Annotated in this window: 18 protein-coding genes; 7 read left to right on the plus strand and 11 right to left on the minus strand. The window is 61.7% G+C overall.

The window, feature by feature from the left end; all coding sequences use genetic code 11:
• Positions 1 to 100: 100 nt before the first annotated feature.
• From ACSFBF_RS28100 to ACSFBF_RS28135, 8 genes are all read right to left on the minus strand, one after another.
• A complete protein-coding gene (locus tag ACSFBF_RS28100; protein ID WP_435472711.1) occupies positions 101 to 1204 on the minus strand; it encodes a hypothetical protein in 1104 nt (367 codons plus the stop codon).
• 121 nt (positions 1205 to 1325) lie between these two features.
• On the minus strand, positions 1326 to 1601 hold the full coding sequence (locus ACSFBF_RS28105) for a hypothetical protein (RefSeq protein WP_435472713.1): 276 nt from the start codon (positions 1599 to 1601) through the stop codon (positions 1326 to 1328).
• 112 nt (positions 1602 to 1713) lie between these two features.
• Positions 1714 to 2106 carry a hypothetical protein gene (locus ACSFBF_RS28110; protein WP_435472715.1) on the minus strand — a complete coding sequence of 131 codons (393 nt, stop codon included), beginning with the start codon at positions 2104 to 2106 and terminating at the stop codon, positions 1714 to 1716.
• Positions 2107 to 2110: 4 nt separating this feature from the next.
• Positions 2111 to 3022: a hypothetical protein gene (locus tag ACSFBF_RS28115; protein WP_435472717.1), complete on the minus strand. Its 912-nt coding sequence runs from the start codon at positions 3020 to 3022 to the stop codon at positions 2111 to 2113.
• A 516-nt stretch (positions 3023 to 3538) separates the two neighbouring features.
• On the minus strand, positions 3539 to 3934 hold the full coding sequence (locus ACSFBF_RS28120) for a hypothetical protein (RefSeq protein WP_435472719.1): 396 nt from the start codon (positions 3932 to 3934) through the stop codon (positions 3539 to 3541).
• Between the two features lie 89 nt (positions 3935 to 4023).
• Positions 4024 to 4794, minus strand: a complete 771-nt coding sequence (locus ACSFBF_RS28125) for a GDSL-type esterase/lipase family protein (protein ID WP_435472720.1) — start codon at positions 4792 to 4794, stop codon at positions 4024 to 4026.
• 137 nt (positions 4795 to 4931) lie between these two features.
• On the minus strand, positions 4932 to 5633 hold the full coding sequence (locus ACSFBF_RS28130; protein WP_435472722.1) for a HEAT repeat domain-containing protein: 702 nt from the start codon (positions 5631 to 5633) through the stop codon (positions 4932 to 4934).
• 30 nt (positions 5634 to 5663) lie between these two features.
• A complete protein-coding gene (locus tag ACSFBF_RS28135) occupies positions 5664 to 5939 on the minus strand; it encodes a hypothetical protein (protein WP_435472724.1) in 276 nt (91 codons plus the stop codon).
• A gap of 507 nt (positions 5940 to 6446) precedes the next feature.
• Between ACSFBF_RS28135 and ACSFBF_RS28140 the strand changes: the two genes are divergently transcribed.
• Positions 6447 to 7484, plus strand: a complete 1038-nt coding sequence (locus tag ACSFBF_RS28140) for an RNA methyltransferase (RefSeq protein ID WP_435472726.1) — start codon at positions 6447 to 6449, stop codon at positions 7482 to 7484.
• A 20-nt stretch (positions 7485 to 7504) separates the two neighbouring features.
• Here ACSFBF_RS28140 and ACSFBF_RS28145 read toward each other — a convergent pair whose 3' ends face one another.
• Positions 7505 to 8263 (minus strand): alpha/beta fold hydrolase, encoded by a 759-nt coding sequence (locus ACSFBF_RS28145; RefSeq protein ID WP_435472728.1) that lies wholly within the window; start codon positions 8261 to 8263, stop codon positions 7505 to 7507.
• Positions 8264 to 8343: 80 nt separating this feature from the next.
• The gene (locus ACSFBF_RS28150) at positions 8344 to 9294 is read right to left on the minus strand and encodes an AraC family transcriptional regulator (RefSeq protein WP_435472730.1); all 951 of its coding nucleotides are present in this window, start codon (positions 9292 to 9294) and stop codon (positions 8344 to 8346) included.
• A gap of 130 nt (positions 9295 to 9424) precedes the next feature.
• Between ACSFBF_RS28150 and ACSFBF_RS28155 the strand changes: the two genes are divergently transcribed.
• Together ACSFBF_RS28155 and ACSFBF_RS28160 are read left to right on the plus strand one after the other, a co-directional pair.
• Positions 9425 to 9697, plus strand: a complete 273-nt coding sequence (locus ACSFBF_RS28155; RefSeq protein ID WP_093059083.1) for a DUF4242 domain-containing protein — start codon at positions 9425 to 9427, stop codon at positions 9695 to 9697.
• Positions 9698 to 9707: 10 nt separating this feature from the next.
• Entirely contained in the window at positions 9708 to 10169 is a 462-nt protein-coding gene (locus tag ACSFBF_RS28160) for a hypothetical protein (protein WP_435472732.1), read from the plus strand.
• Positions 10170 to 10310: 141 nt separating this feature from the next.
• Here ACSFBF_RS28160 and ACSFBF_RS28165 read toward each other — a convergent pair whose 3' ends face one another.
• Positions 10311 to 10862: a carboxymuconolactone decarboxylase family protein gene (locus ACSFBF_RS28165; RefSeq protein ID WP_435472734.1), complete on the minus strand. Its 552-nt coding sequence runs from the start codon at positions 10860 to 10862 to the stop codon at positions 10311 to 10313.
• A gap of 138 nt (positions 10863 to 11000) precedes the next feature.
• On the opposite strand from ACSFBF_RS28165, the gene ACSFBF_RS28170 reads away from it, so the two are divergent.
• The 4 genes from ACSFBF_RS28170 to ACSFBF_RS28185 all read left to right on the plus strand — a co-directional run bounded on the left by ACSFBF_RS28170 (position 11001) and on the right by ACSFBF_RS28185 (position 14156).
• Positions 11001 to 11843 carry a helix-turn-helix domain-containing protein gene (locus ACSFBF_RS28170; protein ID WP_435472816.1) on the plus strand — a complete coding sequence of 281 codons (843 nt, stop codon included), beginning with the start codon at positions 11001 to 11003 and terminating at the stop codon, positions 11841 to 11843.
• Between the two features lie 149 nt (positions 11844 to 11992).
• Positions 11993 to 12319: a membrane protein insertion efficiency factor YidD gene (yidD, locus tag ACSFBF_RS28175; protein WP_435472735.1), complete on the plus strand. Its 327-nt coding sequence runs from the start codon at positions 11993 to 11995 to the stop codon at positions 12317 to 12319.
• Between the two features lie 33 nt (positions 12320 to 12352).
• A complete protein-coding gene (locus ACSFBF_RS28180; RefSeq protein ID WP_435472737.1) occupies positions 12353 to 12958 on the plus strand; it encodes a hypothetical protein in 606 nt (201 codons plus the stop codon).
• A 73-nt stretch (positions 12959 to 13031) separates the two neighbouring features.
• A complete protein-coding gene (locus ACSFBF_RS28185; RefSeq protein ID WP_435472739.1) occupies positions 13032 to 14156 on the plus strand; it encodes a 3-deoxy-7-phosphoheptulonate synthase in 1125 nt (374 codons plus the stop codon).
• The last annotated feature ends 22 nt before the right edge of the window (positions 14157 to 14178 follow it).

Here is a 14178-nt window from a genome sequence, read left to right on the forward strand (position 1 = left end):
GTTGCGCAAGCCCCTCATCTCCTATCTGAACTCCCTGCTGCGTCACCAAAGAGATAGCTGCGACAAATCATTTGAAAGCTCAAAATGGGTCGCGCGCCGGTCAATTGACCGCATAGTCACCAGGAGACGCCACCGTCGTATTCGGCGCCAATCGGAATACGCACTCCACATACGGCCGAACCTCCAACCATTCCGCTTGGCGGTCATAAAACTGCACAAGCACCCTCCCGACGTCCACCGCGCTTGGTGCTCCAGAAGACCAGTGCACGGAAAACGCGGCCCGAACATCCGCAGTGGAATGCTTGTCCGCGTCCTGGTGACCGTAAGCGTGAAACTCTCTGACGGCTCCCGGCGCCGCGTAGTCGCTAGCAGCGCCCGGGCACTTGGCCCCCTTCGTTACTTGCTCACGCTCGACATGCGCGCGAGAGAACGAATCCTGAACGGTATGCAAAAGGCTTCCGAACGCGACCGCACCCAGATAGGAAGGCTTGCGGATGTTCGGATTGCCGAGAGCAAAAAGGTCCTGCACGCTCCATCCGTTCATGCCAAAGACATCGCGAACACCCGCCACGTCTTGATTCGCAACGATGCCATTGGCAGGGATCTTTCTGGTCGCGACCTTCCACGTGAACTCGGCCCACATCATGATGCGCCCGTAGGTAATGTCTGGCGGTTCACCATCGACCGAGCCCATCGCGTGAAGAAACTGCATGTCCCCGAAGTGGGACCGTACAAGTAGCGGTGCCGTCTTGGCATTCAGTACTTCACCGCGGGCTGCCCTCTTCTTCCCGTCGTAGAACACTCGCCCCCAGCACTCCGGTTGCACGACAAGGCGCACCGTGTCTCCGACCTTGCATCCCCCGTACTTACCGAACGAAGATTCGAATCTGAATGGCGGGTCATCATTCCAACGTACTCCGGCGAGCACGTAGGCCTGTGCCGGGTCCCAATCAGGGTCGGCGCAGATATCCGCGTCTCCATCGCAATCCAATGACCGGTTTGCGATCTCTTCGTGAACTGGGCTGCCGAACTTTCGAACGCCCAAGTCCACGAGCTTGCTGAGCAACTTGTCTCCGGTCGGTTGTCCCATCTTCGCGAGCTTCTTCTCGAAGGACGTTCCGTCCGGCGATAGCTCGAAGGCAAAGGATGCGCCCGGCATCAACATGAATGCCGCTGTGGCTACGCTCGCCGCTTTCCAAAGCATCTTCGGCCTCCCATACCTTTGTGGTACTCCCCTGTACTACGGTAGCGGGGGTGAGAGGTCCTGGGCATCCCTACTTTGTGGGATGCCCAGTTGAAGCCGACTGAGAGCGCTAGCACCCGCTCTACCCTAGCCCACTCTCCTGCAACAACATCTCCGCCTCTCGCGCCAGATCCGCAGCAATCCAGAACATGCGGTCCCGGTGCATCTCCCCTGCTTCCTCGAACCACCCGTTGCCGTCGCCATAGCAACACCGCAGCAGCGAGTTCAGCTGCGCCAGTTTGATTTCGAGGAGTGCCCTTGCCTCGTCGCTTGTCCGCGTGGCGGGTTTCGACGAGCCGCGTGTGCGGCGACGGGAAGATTGGGGCGTGGAACGCCCGACCATGATTCGCTCAGCCATGTGGTGTACTCGCTTCAACATTCCTACCGATGAGCGCGAGCAACTGTGGAATGGGCCATGTGTGGCGAGCAGTTCGGTGCCGCAACTGAGGAGCCAAAGCAGCCACGGGAAGTCACTTTTTCCTGAAATGATTGGCCGCCAGGCAAATCACATAGGCCAAAACGGCCCCATACGCAGCGGCCAGGACGACGTAGGCGAACCTCTCGACTGAAATCATCCAGTCGTCCATTGGTGCGAGTCGCTTCACCATCAACACGTGGAAGAACGCTGCCCCGCAAAGCACCGGCCAAACGGTGAAGTGAACCCACTTCGGGAAGCTCCGCAGCAGCCTCCTCGCCAGCCATGGGTTCCTGAGCGCAAAGACCGCCGTCACGAGCATCGCCAGATACATCGCCGGGACTCCCCACTTTGCCGATTCTTCTTCGAAGAACACAACCGGGCGAACAACCAAGAACAGCAACTCCTGGCCATGCTTGTAAATGAACTCGAGTATGTTCTTCCACATACCGCTACTCGTTCTTGAAAGTGGAATAGTGGTAGTACACCTGTACTTTCCCGTTCTTGTCGATCGCTATTGCCTGTGCTGGTGCCACCATCAACCTCCCGCCTTTCTTAGGCAAGCTGTACTCGGCTGATGCTTGATCGGTGGTCTTCACGAGAACGATGTAGTCCCCGCTTCTAAAGCGCTCCGGTAAAACCTCCCAGTCTTCCTTCGAGATCGATTTGCGTAATTCCTCAGCCTTTAGCACGCTACCAGTGGCACCACCATTCGTCGCGCGGAAGGTTCGCGCAAATTCCTTTGCAATCGCGGGATCTTCCCTGATCATCTTCAAGGCAAGACGACTCACAGACTCTTCCTTGATCTCGACCCAGTGGTACGTTTCCTTGCCTTGATCCTTCTCTACCATCACAACGCTCGCATTTGCGGCCGTAGCCTTCGGGTCGTCGGGTCCCACCATCGAAGGGCTCTTTTTCTTTCCCAAGAAGTTTTCGAGGAAGCCAGTAACTGTTCCGGCAGGAGGATCTGGGATCGGCACGTGCACAACTGCATTTCTCCGCGCGTCGGCACTGTAGAGGATCGACGCATTTCCCTCTTTGACGCCATTGGGTGTTGCAATGGCCACCCAAGGACACTCCCCTTTCAGAATTGATTGGCCTTGAACAACACCCCAAAGTTCATCCCATCGAAAGAGGAACGGCTTCTCTCCTACGTTGCATATCTCGTAGAAGACAACCTTATTTCCCCTGCTTGCAGGCGATGCAGATGCGTAGCGCGCAACAAAATCGTAGTTGCTTGGGCCCGAATGGCGCTGGACGAGGTATCTGGTGACGACGGGCGGAGGATCGGCCTCAGCCGCAAGAGATGCAGTTACTAGTCCCGAACAGAAGATGCATACCGAACAAACCACGCTGTGACGCATCGCTATCTCCTCGAAGTTCTTTACTACGCCACCTTGCCTAACGCTTAGGCGGCGTATGGCGCCGGCAGTGTGAACACAAGACTCCAAACTCGGCAGGCAAAGCTTGGAGACGCCAAGCCTCGGAGGCTTGTGGCCTTAGGACCACGCCTAATGTTTAGGCATATTTATGACGTAACCCTCTACCGTCACACCAATGGGTTTCGGGTCGCAATCACTGTGGCTGTATTGCTTGAAGCATCCGTAGATCATTATTCGATTGCTCGGCTGTGCGTTGGCAGATGGCACAGCGCTCTCCACAATGCCGCGTCCAGCAATGAACAGTAGGCAGGCGGCAATCACCGCCAGAAGAGAATTCGTTGTCTTAGGTGAGCTCATGAAGATCCTCCAGATGCCAAATGGCAGACGCCCCAGATTTCCCTACGAATGCCGCAATGAGCCATCAACCTATGGCACATGCGACGACCGACAGGCGACAACGTCGGCCTCCGGGCGTTCAATCGATGCAGTGACTTAACGTCACCTCGCGGTGGACACACGGAGCATGCTTCCGACGCTAAAAACAATGATTCCAGCGAGAAAGAAAACATGCTGCGGCCAGCAGACCCATTTGATCTTTGCCTCAGCTTCAGGCCCCCAAAGCCAAAAGACAGTAAATCGTGCCTTGATGTCATAGATTGAACTGCCTGCCACAAGTCTCTCGCCAACTAGTGGGATCAGTGCAAGGGTAAGAATTGCAAAGACGATTGAAAGGCCAAAGAAAGCGATGGTCCATCGCAGCGCTCGGCCATCCAAGATCAATGGCTTTGTGGCAACCCAACCCAATGCCGCGACGGTGGTTACGAGAAGGTAGTTTGTCCAGTCTTTAAAGAAGCCGAGGGAGGCGATCAGTTGCTGGACGTCCGACTGATTCATCTAAACCTCCTCTCGTGTGTTGATCTGGTGCAGTTGTGGCGCTGAATGTTTGACATGAGCGGCCTTTCATCTGGACGTCGGCCCTTGTGCTACCAAGCGGCATCCAGCGCCGGCAGAAACTTCAACTCCGCGAGCCGTCGAAACCCCTCAGGCGTGGGATGCAATTCATTGGCCCATTGATCCTCCGTCAACGTACCAGTCGTCTTCAGCGCAACGATCTTTCCCAAGCCAGGCTCTGCCACCAATGCGTCCTGTGCTTTACCAAAGGCAGCCACAAGATCTGCAAAGAGATCCTTGCGCAAGGAGGTCGGCACTTGGCATTTCTCCATCGGCACCTTGAGCCAATCTGCCGGACCAAAAACGCCATGGCCAGTTGCGTACGCGTCGTCATAGTTGTGGAGTACGACTACGGCAGTTGGGTTATAGGTTCTGAAGAGTTTGATCAGCCTTCGGTAGTGGCCAATGATCTTGTCCAGTGCCGTCGAAGGCTGCCCATCCGCGTAGCAGGACGGAACCGACTGACAGGCCGAGCAATTGGCCTTGATCAGCTTTGGAAAATTCTTCTGCCCCACGATGTCGTTTCCACCACCGCTGAGCAAAAGAGCTTTGATGAGGGGGCCGCGTGCATAGAAATCGAAGGTGGCTTTGATCGACCCGGCGTACTTGCCCTGCCACTCCGAAGCCTCTGAGCCGTTGTAGCCTGCCACGACTATCGACTGCAAAACGCGGCGCGTCGCGATCTCGCCGAGCAGGTTGTCGAACGGGTACCAGAACCAGGAGTCGCCCACGGCGAGCGTTGTCGGAGACGCACCGCGCATCAGGGCATCTTGATGCCCGTAGAACAAGTTCGGGATCGGCATAGGAACCCTCCTCGGCGCCACGTTAGCTCAGAGGAAAGTTCTAGGGCATCCCGCTTTTGTGGGATGCCCCGCCGGTCGGCCGATGCCGGAGCGCCATCCATCACAGGACGTTGGTGCTGCCGCTGAAATGCCGGTGCTTAGTTCTTTGGCGCGCGGAGTGAAGCGCTTCCAGGCTGTCTCAGAGCCGATCGTCTATAGATAGCGCCTCCCGGGGCATACCACCCTGCCTTCTTCCGGACCGCAGAACTCGGGTCCGACTGCACGACTGCTTCAATCGCAGACACAGCCTGCCGATTGCTGTGGACGAACTGGCCGACGACCTCGATTGCCATTGCGCGAACATGAGCGCTGGGGTCTTCCGTCAGCAGTCCCATCGCTCGGGGGAGAACCTCGGCTTCTTCCGGCCGACACGATCCTTCCTTGCATCGATCGCAAGCCAATGTGTGCAGTGTCGTCATCCGCACTCGCTCATCGCTGTCGTCCAGCATTCCAAGCAAGTCCGCAAGAGTGTCGGGCTGCAGATATCGGTCGAGAAACCGGCAGCAGTGAAAACGCACGTCGGCGTTGCCATGTCGCAGCCCGGCGCGAACCGCGGGAAGCGCTCGCGCTCCCAACTGCAGCAAGGCCCTGTAGGCGGCGGTCGCCCGATAGGGCACGGCCAGCGCCTCTATCAAGTCGGCGGCTTCGTCTGATTGGCGCAGGGAAACCATCATGAGACAACCCTCCATCTCAGCGTGCGGTCGGCGGACGGACCGAGCATGGTATCGCGTCGCCTTGAATGACGGCGAGCGCCGTCGGCGACGCGACATTGGCTGGGAGGAAAGCTCTGGAGCCGGCATCCCCTACCGGCTAGCCGATCCCCCGGGGCCCTACCCCAGCCCACTCTCCTGCAGCAGCATCTCCGCCTCCCGCGCCAGATCCGCAGCTATCCAGAGCATGCGGTCCCGGTGCATCTCCCCTGCTTCCTCGAACCAGCCGCTGCCGTCGCCATAGCAACACCACAGCAGCGAGTTCAGCTGCGCCAGTTTGATTTCGAGGAGTGCCCTTGCTTCGTCGCTTGTCCGCGTGGCGGGTTTCGACGGGCCGCGTGTGCGGCGGCGGGAAGATTGGGGCGTAGAACGCCCGGCCATAATTCGCTCAGCCATTTGGTGTGCTCGCTTTCGAAAGTTAGTGCACGTCATGTGGTTAGACGGCCAGGGTGTTCACGCACCCTGGCCGTCGCCATTTGTGCCTCACGTTCGCACCAATGCACGAGGGCATCGGCAACCCGCCGTGAGGCAAGGCGGTTCATTCGTTCATTCAATCGGTCGTCTTGGGGGTGTTCCTTTTGCGGTGGATGTTCGTCGCCCACAGAGAGGGGCGACTTGTCGATGGGGCATTCACTGTAGAGAAGCGAAGCCGCGCAAGGGAAAAGATTTCGTCGAGGATTTCTCGAATCGAAGAGATATCTGCCGGGGCGCTGCGGCGAGACACAAAGCTCTGACAGTCGGGCGGCTGTCGCTCGCCAAAGCGGCTCGGCACGGCGCAAAGGCAGCGTGCTTTTCGTGCCGGGCACAATCTGCGGCATGTCGACGACCATCACTCTGCACCTTCAGGCGCCAGCACGGCTGGGCTGCTGACGTGCGCAAGAGTCCATTTGCCCCAGGCGGCGCATGCGAATTCACGAACTGAGACAACGACTCCGCGAAGCCGGCGCGGGCCCCAGCCACGAGCAACGCATCTTGCGACTGTGGTCGCATGCGCTGCCCCGCAACAGCGGCAGGCGTCTGCCGGGTACCTTCTTTCCGTCGTCGCTGCTGGAGGCCCTGCCCGCCATCGAGGCCGAGCTTGCGGGGCTGGCGCGCATTCACGCGGTGCACCCCGGCGCCGACGGGTCGGAGCGGCTGCTCGTGGCCCTCGCGGACGGCCAGACGGTGGAAAGTGTGTTGCTGCCTCGCGATGGCTTGTGCGTGTCTTCGCAGGTCGGGTGCGCGGTCGGGTGCCAGTTCTGCATGACGGGCCGCGACGGCCTGCTGCGCCAGGTAGGAAGCGCCGAGATCATTGCGCAGGTTGCCCTCGCGCGCATGCGCCGGCCAGTGCGCAAGGTGGTGTTCATGGGCATGGGCGAGCCAGCCCACAACCTCGACAACGTGATGGAAGCCATCGACCTGCTCGGCACGGTGGGCAACGTCGGCCACAAGAACATCGTGTTCTCCACCGTGGGCGATCCGCGTGCGTTCGAGAGGCTGCTGCAGCAACGCGTGAGGCCTGCGCTGGCGCTCTCGTTGCACACGACCAATGCTGAGCTGCGCAAGAAGCTCCTTCCGCGCGCGCCGAACATGACGCCCGATGAAGTGGTCGATGCAGGCGAGCGCTATGCGCGGGCCACCGGCTACCCCATTCAGTACCAGTGGACGCTGCTGGAAAGCGTGAACGACGGGCAGGATGAAATCGACGGCATCGTGAAGCTGCTCTCCGGCAAGTACGGCGTGCTGAACATGATTCCGTTCAATGCGGTGGATGGGGTGGCGTTCAGGCGTCCGTCTTGGGAGCGTTGCGAGCAGATTGCCCGCACGCTGCACGAGCGGGGCATTCTGACGAAGCTGCGTAATTCAGCCGGGCAGGATGTCGATGGCGGGTGTGGTCAGTTGAGGGCGCGTGCGGCTGAAGTGAGGGTAACGCTTCATCGAAGGGCTGAAGACTCTCGTTGAAGGCGGCCTGCTCCCTCATCTCACGTGAGGGAGGCCACCCAATCCCAGACCTGCCCGGGCGCCTCGACCATCACGTTGTGGCCATGCGGGCCAAGGTTGCGGGCATCGGGGTCGAGGGAGCGGGTCTGCTCCAGCGTTACGAGTGCGTCGTTGCCCCCGCGGGCTAGATGGATGGGGCAGCGGGCCAAAGTCATCAGTTCGGACAGCGGTGGCTTGCCTACGGCGTTGGCTCTTGGGTCCATTGCGAGGCGCCAGCCGTCGTTGTTGTCGTTGTGCGCGATGCCTCGCGTGACGACGGGTGCCGATGCGCTGGCGATTCCGGCAAGGCCGGAGACCTTCAGGTATCTGTCCCACGCGTCTGCTTCCGTGGAGAAACTCTTGGCAGGCTGGGATGCCAGCGTTTCCATGCGGCGGAGCTCTTCATCGCTCCATGCGATCTTGATGCCGGCTGCGAAGACGCGGTGCGGTGTAACGCCGAACCAGCCCGTTGCCAGGGCGAGGCCGATCACACCGCCCAGCGAGTGCCCTAGAACCACGAGGCGGCCCTCGGCGTGAATGTGGGGCAGCACGGCACGCCCAACGCTTGCTGCGTATTGGCCGATGGCATAGGAGTCTTGCCGATCGGATTGGCCGTGGCCAGGCAGGTCTAGAACGAGCCAGCGGCCGCTCCAGCGAGTGCCAGCCTCGGCGCACATGGGCGACCACACGGCGCCTGTTGCGCCCATGCCGTGCAGCATGAGGAGCAGGTCTGGGCCTTCGCCGCCTTGTTCTGTGTACATGTCTGCTGTCTCCATCGACGATGGGCAAAAGGGCAACTTCAGATCCGGGGTGCGGGGTGCGGGTGGCGCAAGGCGGCGGGCTAACCGTTGTGCCGCCAAACTCCTGGTGACACACCGTACTCTCGCTTGAAGGCGCGGTTGAAGGCCGCTTCCGATTCGTAGCCGACGCCCTCGGCGATGCGCGCAAGGTTGGCCTGGTCTCTACGCAACATGCCTGCGGCCAGGATCATGCGCCAGTGCGCCAGGTAGTGCATGGGCGGCGCGCCCACCAGCTCTGTGAAACGGTCCGCCAGCACACTGCGCGAGATGTGGGATTCCTGCGCCAGTGCCTCCACCGTCCACGCGCGTGCGGGCTCGCCGTGCATCAGCGCCAGGCAGCGGCCCACGTGGGGGTCGCGCAAGCCGGCCAGCCAGCCGGGGTTGTTGGCGGGCATGGACTCGATATAGCCCCGCACCACTTCCGCGAACAGCAACTCGGCCACCTTGGCGACCAGCATCTCCGAGCCGGGCGCCCGCGCGGCCGCGTCGCCCAGCACAAAATTGACGGATTGCTCGATCCACGGCCCCGCCGGCCTGCTGCGCAGCGCCGTGATGAAGAGGCCCGGAAGGTTGGACATGACGGGGTTGGGTGCATCGCCTTCGTACGTGAGCCAACTGCACACGAGCACCGTGCGATCGCCATCGCCGCCGTAGCGAATGCGTTGCACCGCGGGCACCTGTGGGCGCACGACATGTTCAACGTCCACGGCCGCGTGGCGCAGGTGGCTCCCCAGGACATGCGGATCGCCGTGCGGCACAGCGATGACTTCGCCGGCGTTCACGCGAATCGGCTCTGCCCCCTGGAGTTGCGCCCAGCACTGCCCCTGCAGCACCAGATGGCAGATGGCCAGGCGTGGCGCGCCGGGCTTGAGCACCTGGGCCATGTCCGCGCTCTTGGGGACCTTGAAGCACCAGGGCGCGCGCATGTCTCCGTTCAGGAACAGGGCGCCCTCCAGCCGGATGGTCCGCAGCACGTCCGACAGCACGTCCATAGTCACCTCTCGAGCAGCAAGGCCGGGGTTTCGGTCAATAACTCCGGAGGGGCAGTCAAACCACGGGCCTATCGGTTCGGCACCATGGGGCCTGGTCGCTTTGGCCGATTCTACAAACAGGAGTATTAATATGCCCAAGTTCGTAATCGAGAGAGACATCCCCGGCGCCGGCAAGCTCACGCCATCCGACCTGAAGGCCATCTCGCAAAAGTCCTGCGGCGTCCTCAGCAGCATGGGCACCGACATCCAATGGATCCACAGCTACGTGACGGGCGATCGGATCTATTGCGTCTACCAGGCGACCGACGAGGACCTCGTGCGCCGGCACGCCGAACTCGGCGGCTTTCCGGCCAACCGGGTGGACCGGGTGTACAGCGTCATCGACCCGGCCACAGCCGAGTAAGGAGGGCGACATGGCTGCTTTTCGGCTGCCCGATGACCTGATGTTCAACCGCGCGCGGATCGACGACCCGGGCGCCTATGCGCGCGAATGCGGCAGCGCGTCGTGGTTGTTCATCGTCGGCGAGGAATTCGCTTCGATGCCGGGCGGCATGTCATACGAGCAGGTGCAGGCGGCCGTTCCACACAGCGCGCGCGTCGTCAGCGATCCTCCGCGGGTTCTCGATCTTTCGCTGGCCCGGCAGCACGTGGAAGCCCTCGACGCGCTGCCGCGGCCGACGCTGATTTCGTGCCGCACCGGGCCGCGGGCGTCGGCCGTGGCGTACATGTACGCGGGACTCAAGGCTGGCGCTGCATATGAAGAAGTCATCGCCGCTGCCGAAGCCGACGCGGCGCCGTTCTGCGCGTTCCCGGAATACAAGGACTGGGTGCGTTCATCGATGGAGTCACTGCCCCGCGCTTGCGCTGCCGCCTGACTCGCCCTTGCCTCAAGGCGCACGTCTGCGGCCCCGTGCTCCGATCACGCGCTGAGCGACGCCGCCGCCGGGTTCATTGCCACTCTGCGCTGGGTGGGAAGGCACCGGCACGCCGCCGATCGATGCTGCCGTGACTCATGCCTACGAATCCCGCCAGGCGTGTTGCTCGAAGGCTTCTTCCAGGGGCGGAAGCGCGACAGTGCCAACGTAGTTGGTGATCGTCGACGCCGAGACGACGAGGATGACCTCGAGTACCTGCTCCCGTGTGAACCCGGCATCCAGGAAGACCTGCAGTCGAGCCTCCTCGACGTGGCCGCGGCGCTCGATGAGCCGTCTGGCCAAACTCGAGAGCGCGGCGTACTTCGCGTCGCGCGGTAGCAGTCCGACGCGGATCGCCTGCACGTCCTCGAGCGAAATGCCCTGCTGCAGCGCGAGGTGCGTGTGGAACGCGACCGCCCAGTTGCAGGCATTGGTGACTGCGTTGGTGAGCAGCAGCACCTGAATCTGCGCCTCGCTGAACGAGCCGGAATGGGCGTTCTGAAACACCGAGATGAAGCCGTTGATCAGCGTTGGCGAGCCCGCCATTGCGCCTGCGATGTTGGGCACGAAACCGAAGGCTTCCTTCAGCGAACGCAGCACGGGCCTGGACTTTTCAGGAGCGCCGTCGATGTCATAAACAGTGAATTGGGACATTTCTTTTCTCCATGTCAATTGGGTTGCAGTGGGCGGGATCGGCCGATCGCGTGACATGGACAGTAGTTGCGCGAGGTCGTTGCCTCAATTACGTTGGAGGTAATCAGCATGATTCATGAAGTGCCTACCATGGCCGCCATGCCTTCCTCCGTGCAACCTCCCATCGCCTCCAGCGGCGAACTGGGCACGCTGCTTCGCCGCTGGCGCGGCCTGCGCGGCCGTAGTCAGCTGGACGTCTCTACCAACACCGGGGTGTCGCAGCGCCACATCAGCTTCATCGAAAGCGGTCGCAGCGTGCCGAGCCGACCAACGTTGTTGGCGCTCGCCCGTGCGCTCGACGTGCCGCTGCGCGAGCGCAACGCCTTGTTGCTGGCTGCCGGCTACGCGCCCGCCTACTCCGAGGCTCCATGGAACGCGGAGGAAATGCGAAGCGTGACGCGCGCGCTCGAGCGAATGCTGCGCCAGCATGACCCCTTCCCTGCACTGGTGCTGGACCGGCAATGGAACGTGCTCATGACCAACGCCGCCGCTCCGCGCTTCTTCGGCCGCTTCGTCGACCTCGCTCGTTACCCGGCGCCGCGCAACCTCATGCGCCTCGTATTCGACCCGCAGGCGCTGAGGCCCGCAATCGCCGACTGGGAACAGACCGCGCAGGTGCTGCTGCAACGCGTGCACCGTGAGTCGGCAGGACGCGCGCTCGACGATGCCACGCGCGCATTGGTCGAGTCGCTGCTTGCCTTTCCCGGCGTTTCAAGAGAGTGGCCGCCGGCACCTGCGCGAGATGCGGGGCCGTCGCTGCCTGTCATCCCGCTAGGCTTTTTTTTCGAGGGGCGCGTGCTGAACTACTTTTCGATGGTCACGACCGTCGGCACTCCGCAGGCCATTGCTGCGGAGGAACTGCGCCTGGAGTGCATGTTCCCTGCTGACGAGGCGACGGAGGAACTGCACCTGCGCCATTTCGGCGAACTCCGGCCCCTATGAAGTCGCGTAGCAATTCTTGAACTCCCTCGATCAAGGAGCAGACTTCAGCACTCGGCAAAGACAATTGGACATCTGGTTTTGTGACGGAATTTCTGCGAACTTCCAACGGACAAGACCAGACACCCGGCACACAACCTCAACGAGCCACCATGAAACGCATTGCCCTAGTTGCGATTGACGGATACCAGCGGTTCATATCGCCATACAAGGGCTTCAGTTGCGCCCATCGGGTGCTGACAGGCGGAGCTTCCTGCTCGCAGTTCGCGAAGCGGGCCATTGCCCGTCTCGGGGTGAGGGGCGGCGTTCTGGTCATCCTGCGACGCTTCGGCGCCTGTGCCGCCTCGGCGCAGATCCTCTCGGGCTCTCAAGTTCACGCAGCCTCTACGCCGCCAGAAGCACCCGCAGAAGCCTGCCCACTTTGGTCCCGTTGGGGCGCGAAGAGAATGTCGGGGTGCTGCGCGTGCTGGCCTGGTTAGACGAATGTGCGGCCAGAACCAGATAGGTGCAATGTGTTCTACGTTGAATCCGATGTGCTTCGTCTCCTCCACGAGGTTCCTTACTTCCGCTTCATGAAAGCGGAAAGTGCACTTCGATTCTGGACGAAGCTGCGAGATGACGGCCTGGAATTGACTCACATCCTTCGCCAGTTTCCGTCAGTGAAGTACCAGCCACTCGACACGCTGTACGCATGCGCAAAAGCGGCCGCCTCCCTCGATAAAGAGCTCATCTCCGATCTGACTGCCCACTATTCGTGGCAAGGCGTGGTTCAGGCGTCTTTTCTTGCAGCGCTCCAACCCCATGCCGCCTACGCAAGCTATCTGCGACGGGCTCGCGACAAGGCGCCCCACAATGAATGGATCGTAGATTTGGCCCTCAGCGAGATACGCGGCTCGCTTTGTGAGCGGCACTCGGAGCATCAGAGAATCATTCGGGAGCTACGCGATGTCATCGCAAACATCCCGAAGCAGCCTGCCAATCTGAGACGTGGGCCAACGGCAGACGAATTGCTTCAGTTGCAATCTGCCGCTGTTGCAGTTGCCGATGCCTACAAGAAGGGAGGCGTGGCGCCAGCAAGGGCCGTCCTGGCTGCGTCGGCCTGGAGTGCCTTTCTCTGAGCAGCGCTTCGCACATGACGGCAGACTTTCAAGAGGACAATCGAAGAAGCCCGATTCAAACTCAAGCCACACCATGCCCCGCCTCGACGACCCCCTCCACGACGCCGAAATCGGCTCCCGCGACAGCACGCTCGACACCACCCGGATCGACGACGTGCGTATCGGCGCCGTTCGTCCACTCATCACCCCTGCCCTGCTGCAGGAGCGCGTGCCCGTGCGCGACAACACGCTGGCGCTGGTCGAAGGCAGCCGCAAGGCCATCGCCGACGTGCTGCACGATCGCGACGACCGGCTTGTAGTAGTGGTCGGCCCATGCTCCATTCATGACCACGACCAGGCCATCGAATACGCGCAGCGTTTGAAGAAGGTCGCCGACTCCCTGCAGGACGATCTGCTGATCGTGATGCGTGCCTATTTCGAGAAGCCGCGCACCACCGTGGGCTGGAAGGGCTACATCAACGACCCGCACCTGGACGGCAGTTTCGCGATCAACGAAGGGCTGGAGCGCGCGCGGCGCCTGCTGCTCGAGCTGACGACCCTGGGCCTGCCGACCGGCACCGAGTTTCTCGACCTGCTGAGCCCGCAGTTCATTGCCGATCTGATCGCCTGGGGTGCCATCGGCGCCCGCACCACCGAGAGCCAAAGCCATCGGCAGCTGGCGTCAGGCCTTAGCTGCCCGGTCGGCTTCAAGAACGGTACGGACGGTAGTGTCAAGGTCGCGGCCGACGCCATTCTTGCGGCCCGCGCGCCGCATGCCTTCATGGGTATGACCAAGATGGGCATGGCGGCGATCTTCGAGACGCGCGGCAACGACGACTGCCACGTGATCCTGCGCGGCGGCAAGGCCCCCAATTACTCGGCGGCGGATGTCGCGTCGAGCTGCGAGGCGCTGCTGGCGAACGGCCTGCGGCCGCAGGTCATGATCGATGTCTCGCACGGCAACAGCAGCAAGCAGCATCAGCGGCAGATCGTGGTCGCGGAAGACGTGGCGACGCAGATCGCGGCCGGCGAGCGGCGCATCACGGGCATCATGATCGAGAGCCATCTCGAGGAAGGACGGCAGGACCTGAAGCCTGGCGTCGCGCTGAAGCACGGTGTGTCGATCACCGATGCATGCATCGGCTTTGCACAGACGGTGCCGGTGCTCGAAGGACTGGCTTCGGCGGTCAAGGCTCGGCGGCGGCTGTCGAAGGCGTGAGGCTGTAGGGCGGCTGCAGGCT

The sequence above is a fragment of the Variovorax nivicola genome (genome assembly GCF_051216475.1).
Lineage (GTDB): Bacteria > Pseudomonadota > Gammaproteobacteria > Burkholderiales > Burkholderiaceae_C > Variovorax.

Excerpts from the sequence above, each read along its gene's own strand:
- ACSFBF_RS28100 (WP_435472711.1), bottom strand. The coding sequence starts at position 1,204 with ATGCTTTGGAAAGCGGCGAGCGTAGCCACAGCGGCATTCATGTTGATG.
- ACSFBF_RS28105 (WP_435472713.1), bottom strand. The coding sequence starts at position 1,601 with ATGGCTGAGCGAATCATGGTCGGGCGTTCCACGCCCCAATCTTCCCGT.
- ACSFBF_RS28110 (WP_435472715.1), bottom strand. The coding sequence starts at position 2,106 with ATGTGGAAGAACATACTCGAGTTCATTTACAAGCATGGCCAGGAGTTG.
- ACSFBF_RS28115 (WP_435472717.1), bottom strand. The coding sequence starts at position 3,022 with ATGCGTCACAGCGTGGTTTGTTCGGTATGCATCTTCTGTTCGGGACTA.
- ACSFBF_RS28120 (WP_435472719.1), bottom strand. The coding sequence starts at position 3,934 with ATGAATCAGTCGGACGTCCAGCAACTGATCGCCTCCCTCGGCTTCTTT.
- ACSFBF_RS28125 (WP_435472720.1), bottom strand. The coding sequence starts at position 4,794 with ATGCCGATCCCGAACTTGTTCTACGGGCATCAAGATGCCCTGATGCGC.
- ACSFBF_RS28130 (WP_435472722.1), bottom strand. The coding sequence starts at position 5,633 with ATGCCGGCTCCAGAGCTTTCCTCCCAGCCAATGTCGCGTCGCCGACGG.
- ACSFBF_RS28135 (WP_435472724.1), bottom strand. The coding sequence starts at position 5,939 with ATGGCTGAGCGAATTATGGCCGGGCGTTCTACGCCCCAATCTTCCCGC.
- ACSFBF_RS28140 (WP_435472726.1), top strand. The coding sequence starts at position 6,447 with ATGCGAATTCACGAACTGAGACAACGACTCCGCGAAGCCGGCGCGGGC.
- ACSFBF_RS28145 (WP_435472728.1), bottom strand. The coding sequence starts at position 8,263 with ATGTACACAGAACAAGGCGGCGAAGGCCCAGACCTGCTCCTCATGCTG.
- ACSFBF_RS28150 (WP_435472730.1), bottom strand. The coding sequence starts at position 9,294 with ATGGACGTGCTGTCGGACGTGCTGCGGACCATCCGGCTGGAGGGCGCC.
- ACSFBF_RS28155 (WP_093059083.1), top strand. The coding sequence starts at position 9,425 with ATGCCCAAGTTCGTAATCGAGAGAGACATCCCCGGCGCCGGCAAGCTC.
- ACSFBF_RS28160 (WP_435472732.1), top strand. The coding sequence starts at position 9,708 with ATGGCTGCTTTTCGGCTGCCCGATGACCTGATGTTCAACCGCGCGCGG.
- ACSFBF_RS28165 (WP_435472734.1), bottom strand. The coding sequence starts at position 10,862 with ATGTCCCAATTCACTGTTTATGACATCGACGGCGCTCCTGAAAAGTCC.
- ACSFBF_RS28170 (WP_435472816.1), top strand. The coding sequence starts at position 11,001 with ATGCCTTCCTCCGTGCAACCTCCCATCGCCTCCAGCGGCGAACTGGGC.
- yidD (WP_435472735.1), top strand. The coding sequence starts at position 11,993 with ATGAAACGCATTGCCCTAGTTGCGATTGACGGATACCAGCGGTTCATA.
- ACSFBF_RS28185 (WP_435472739.1), top strand. The coding sequence starts at position 13,032 with ATGCCCCGCCTCGACGACCCCCTCCACGACGCCGAAATCGGCTCCCGC.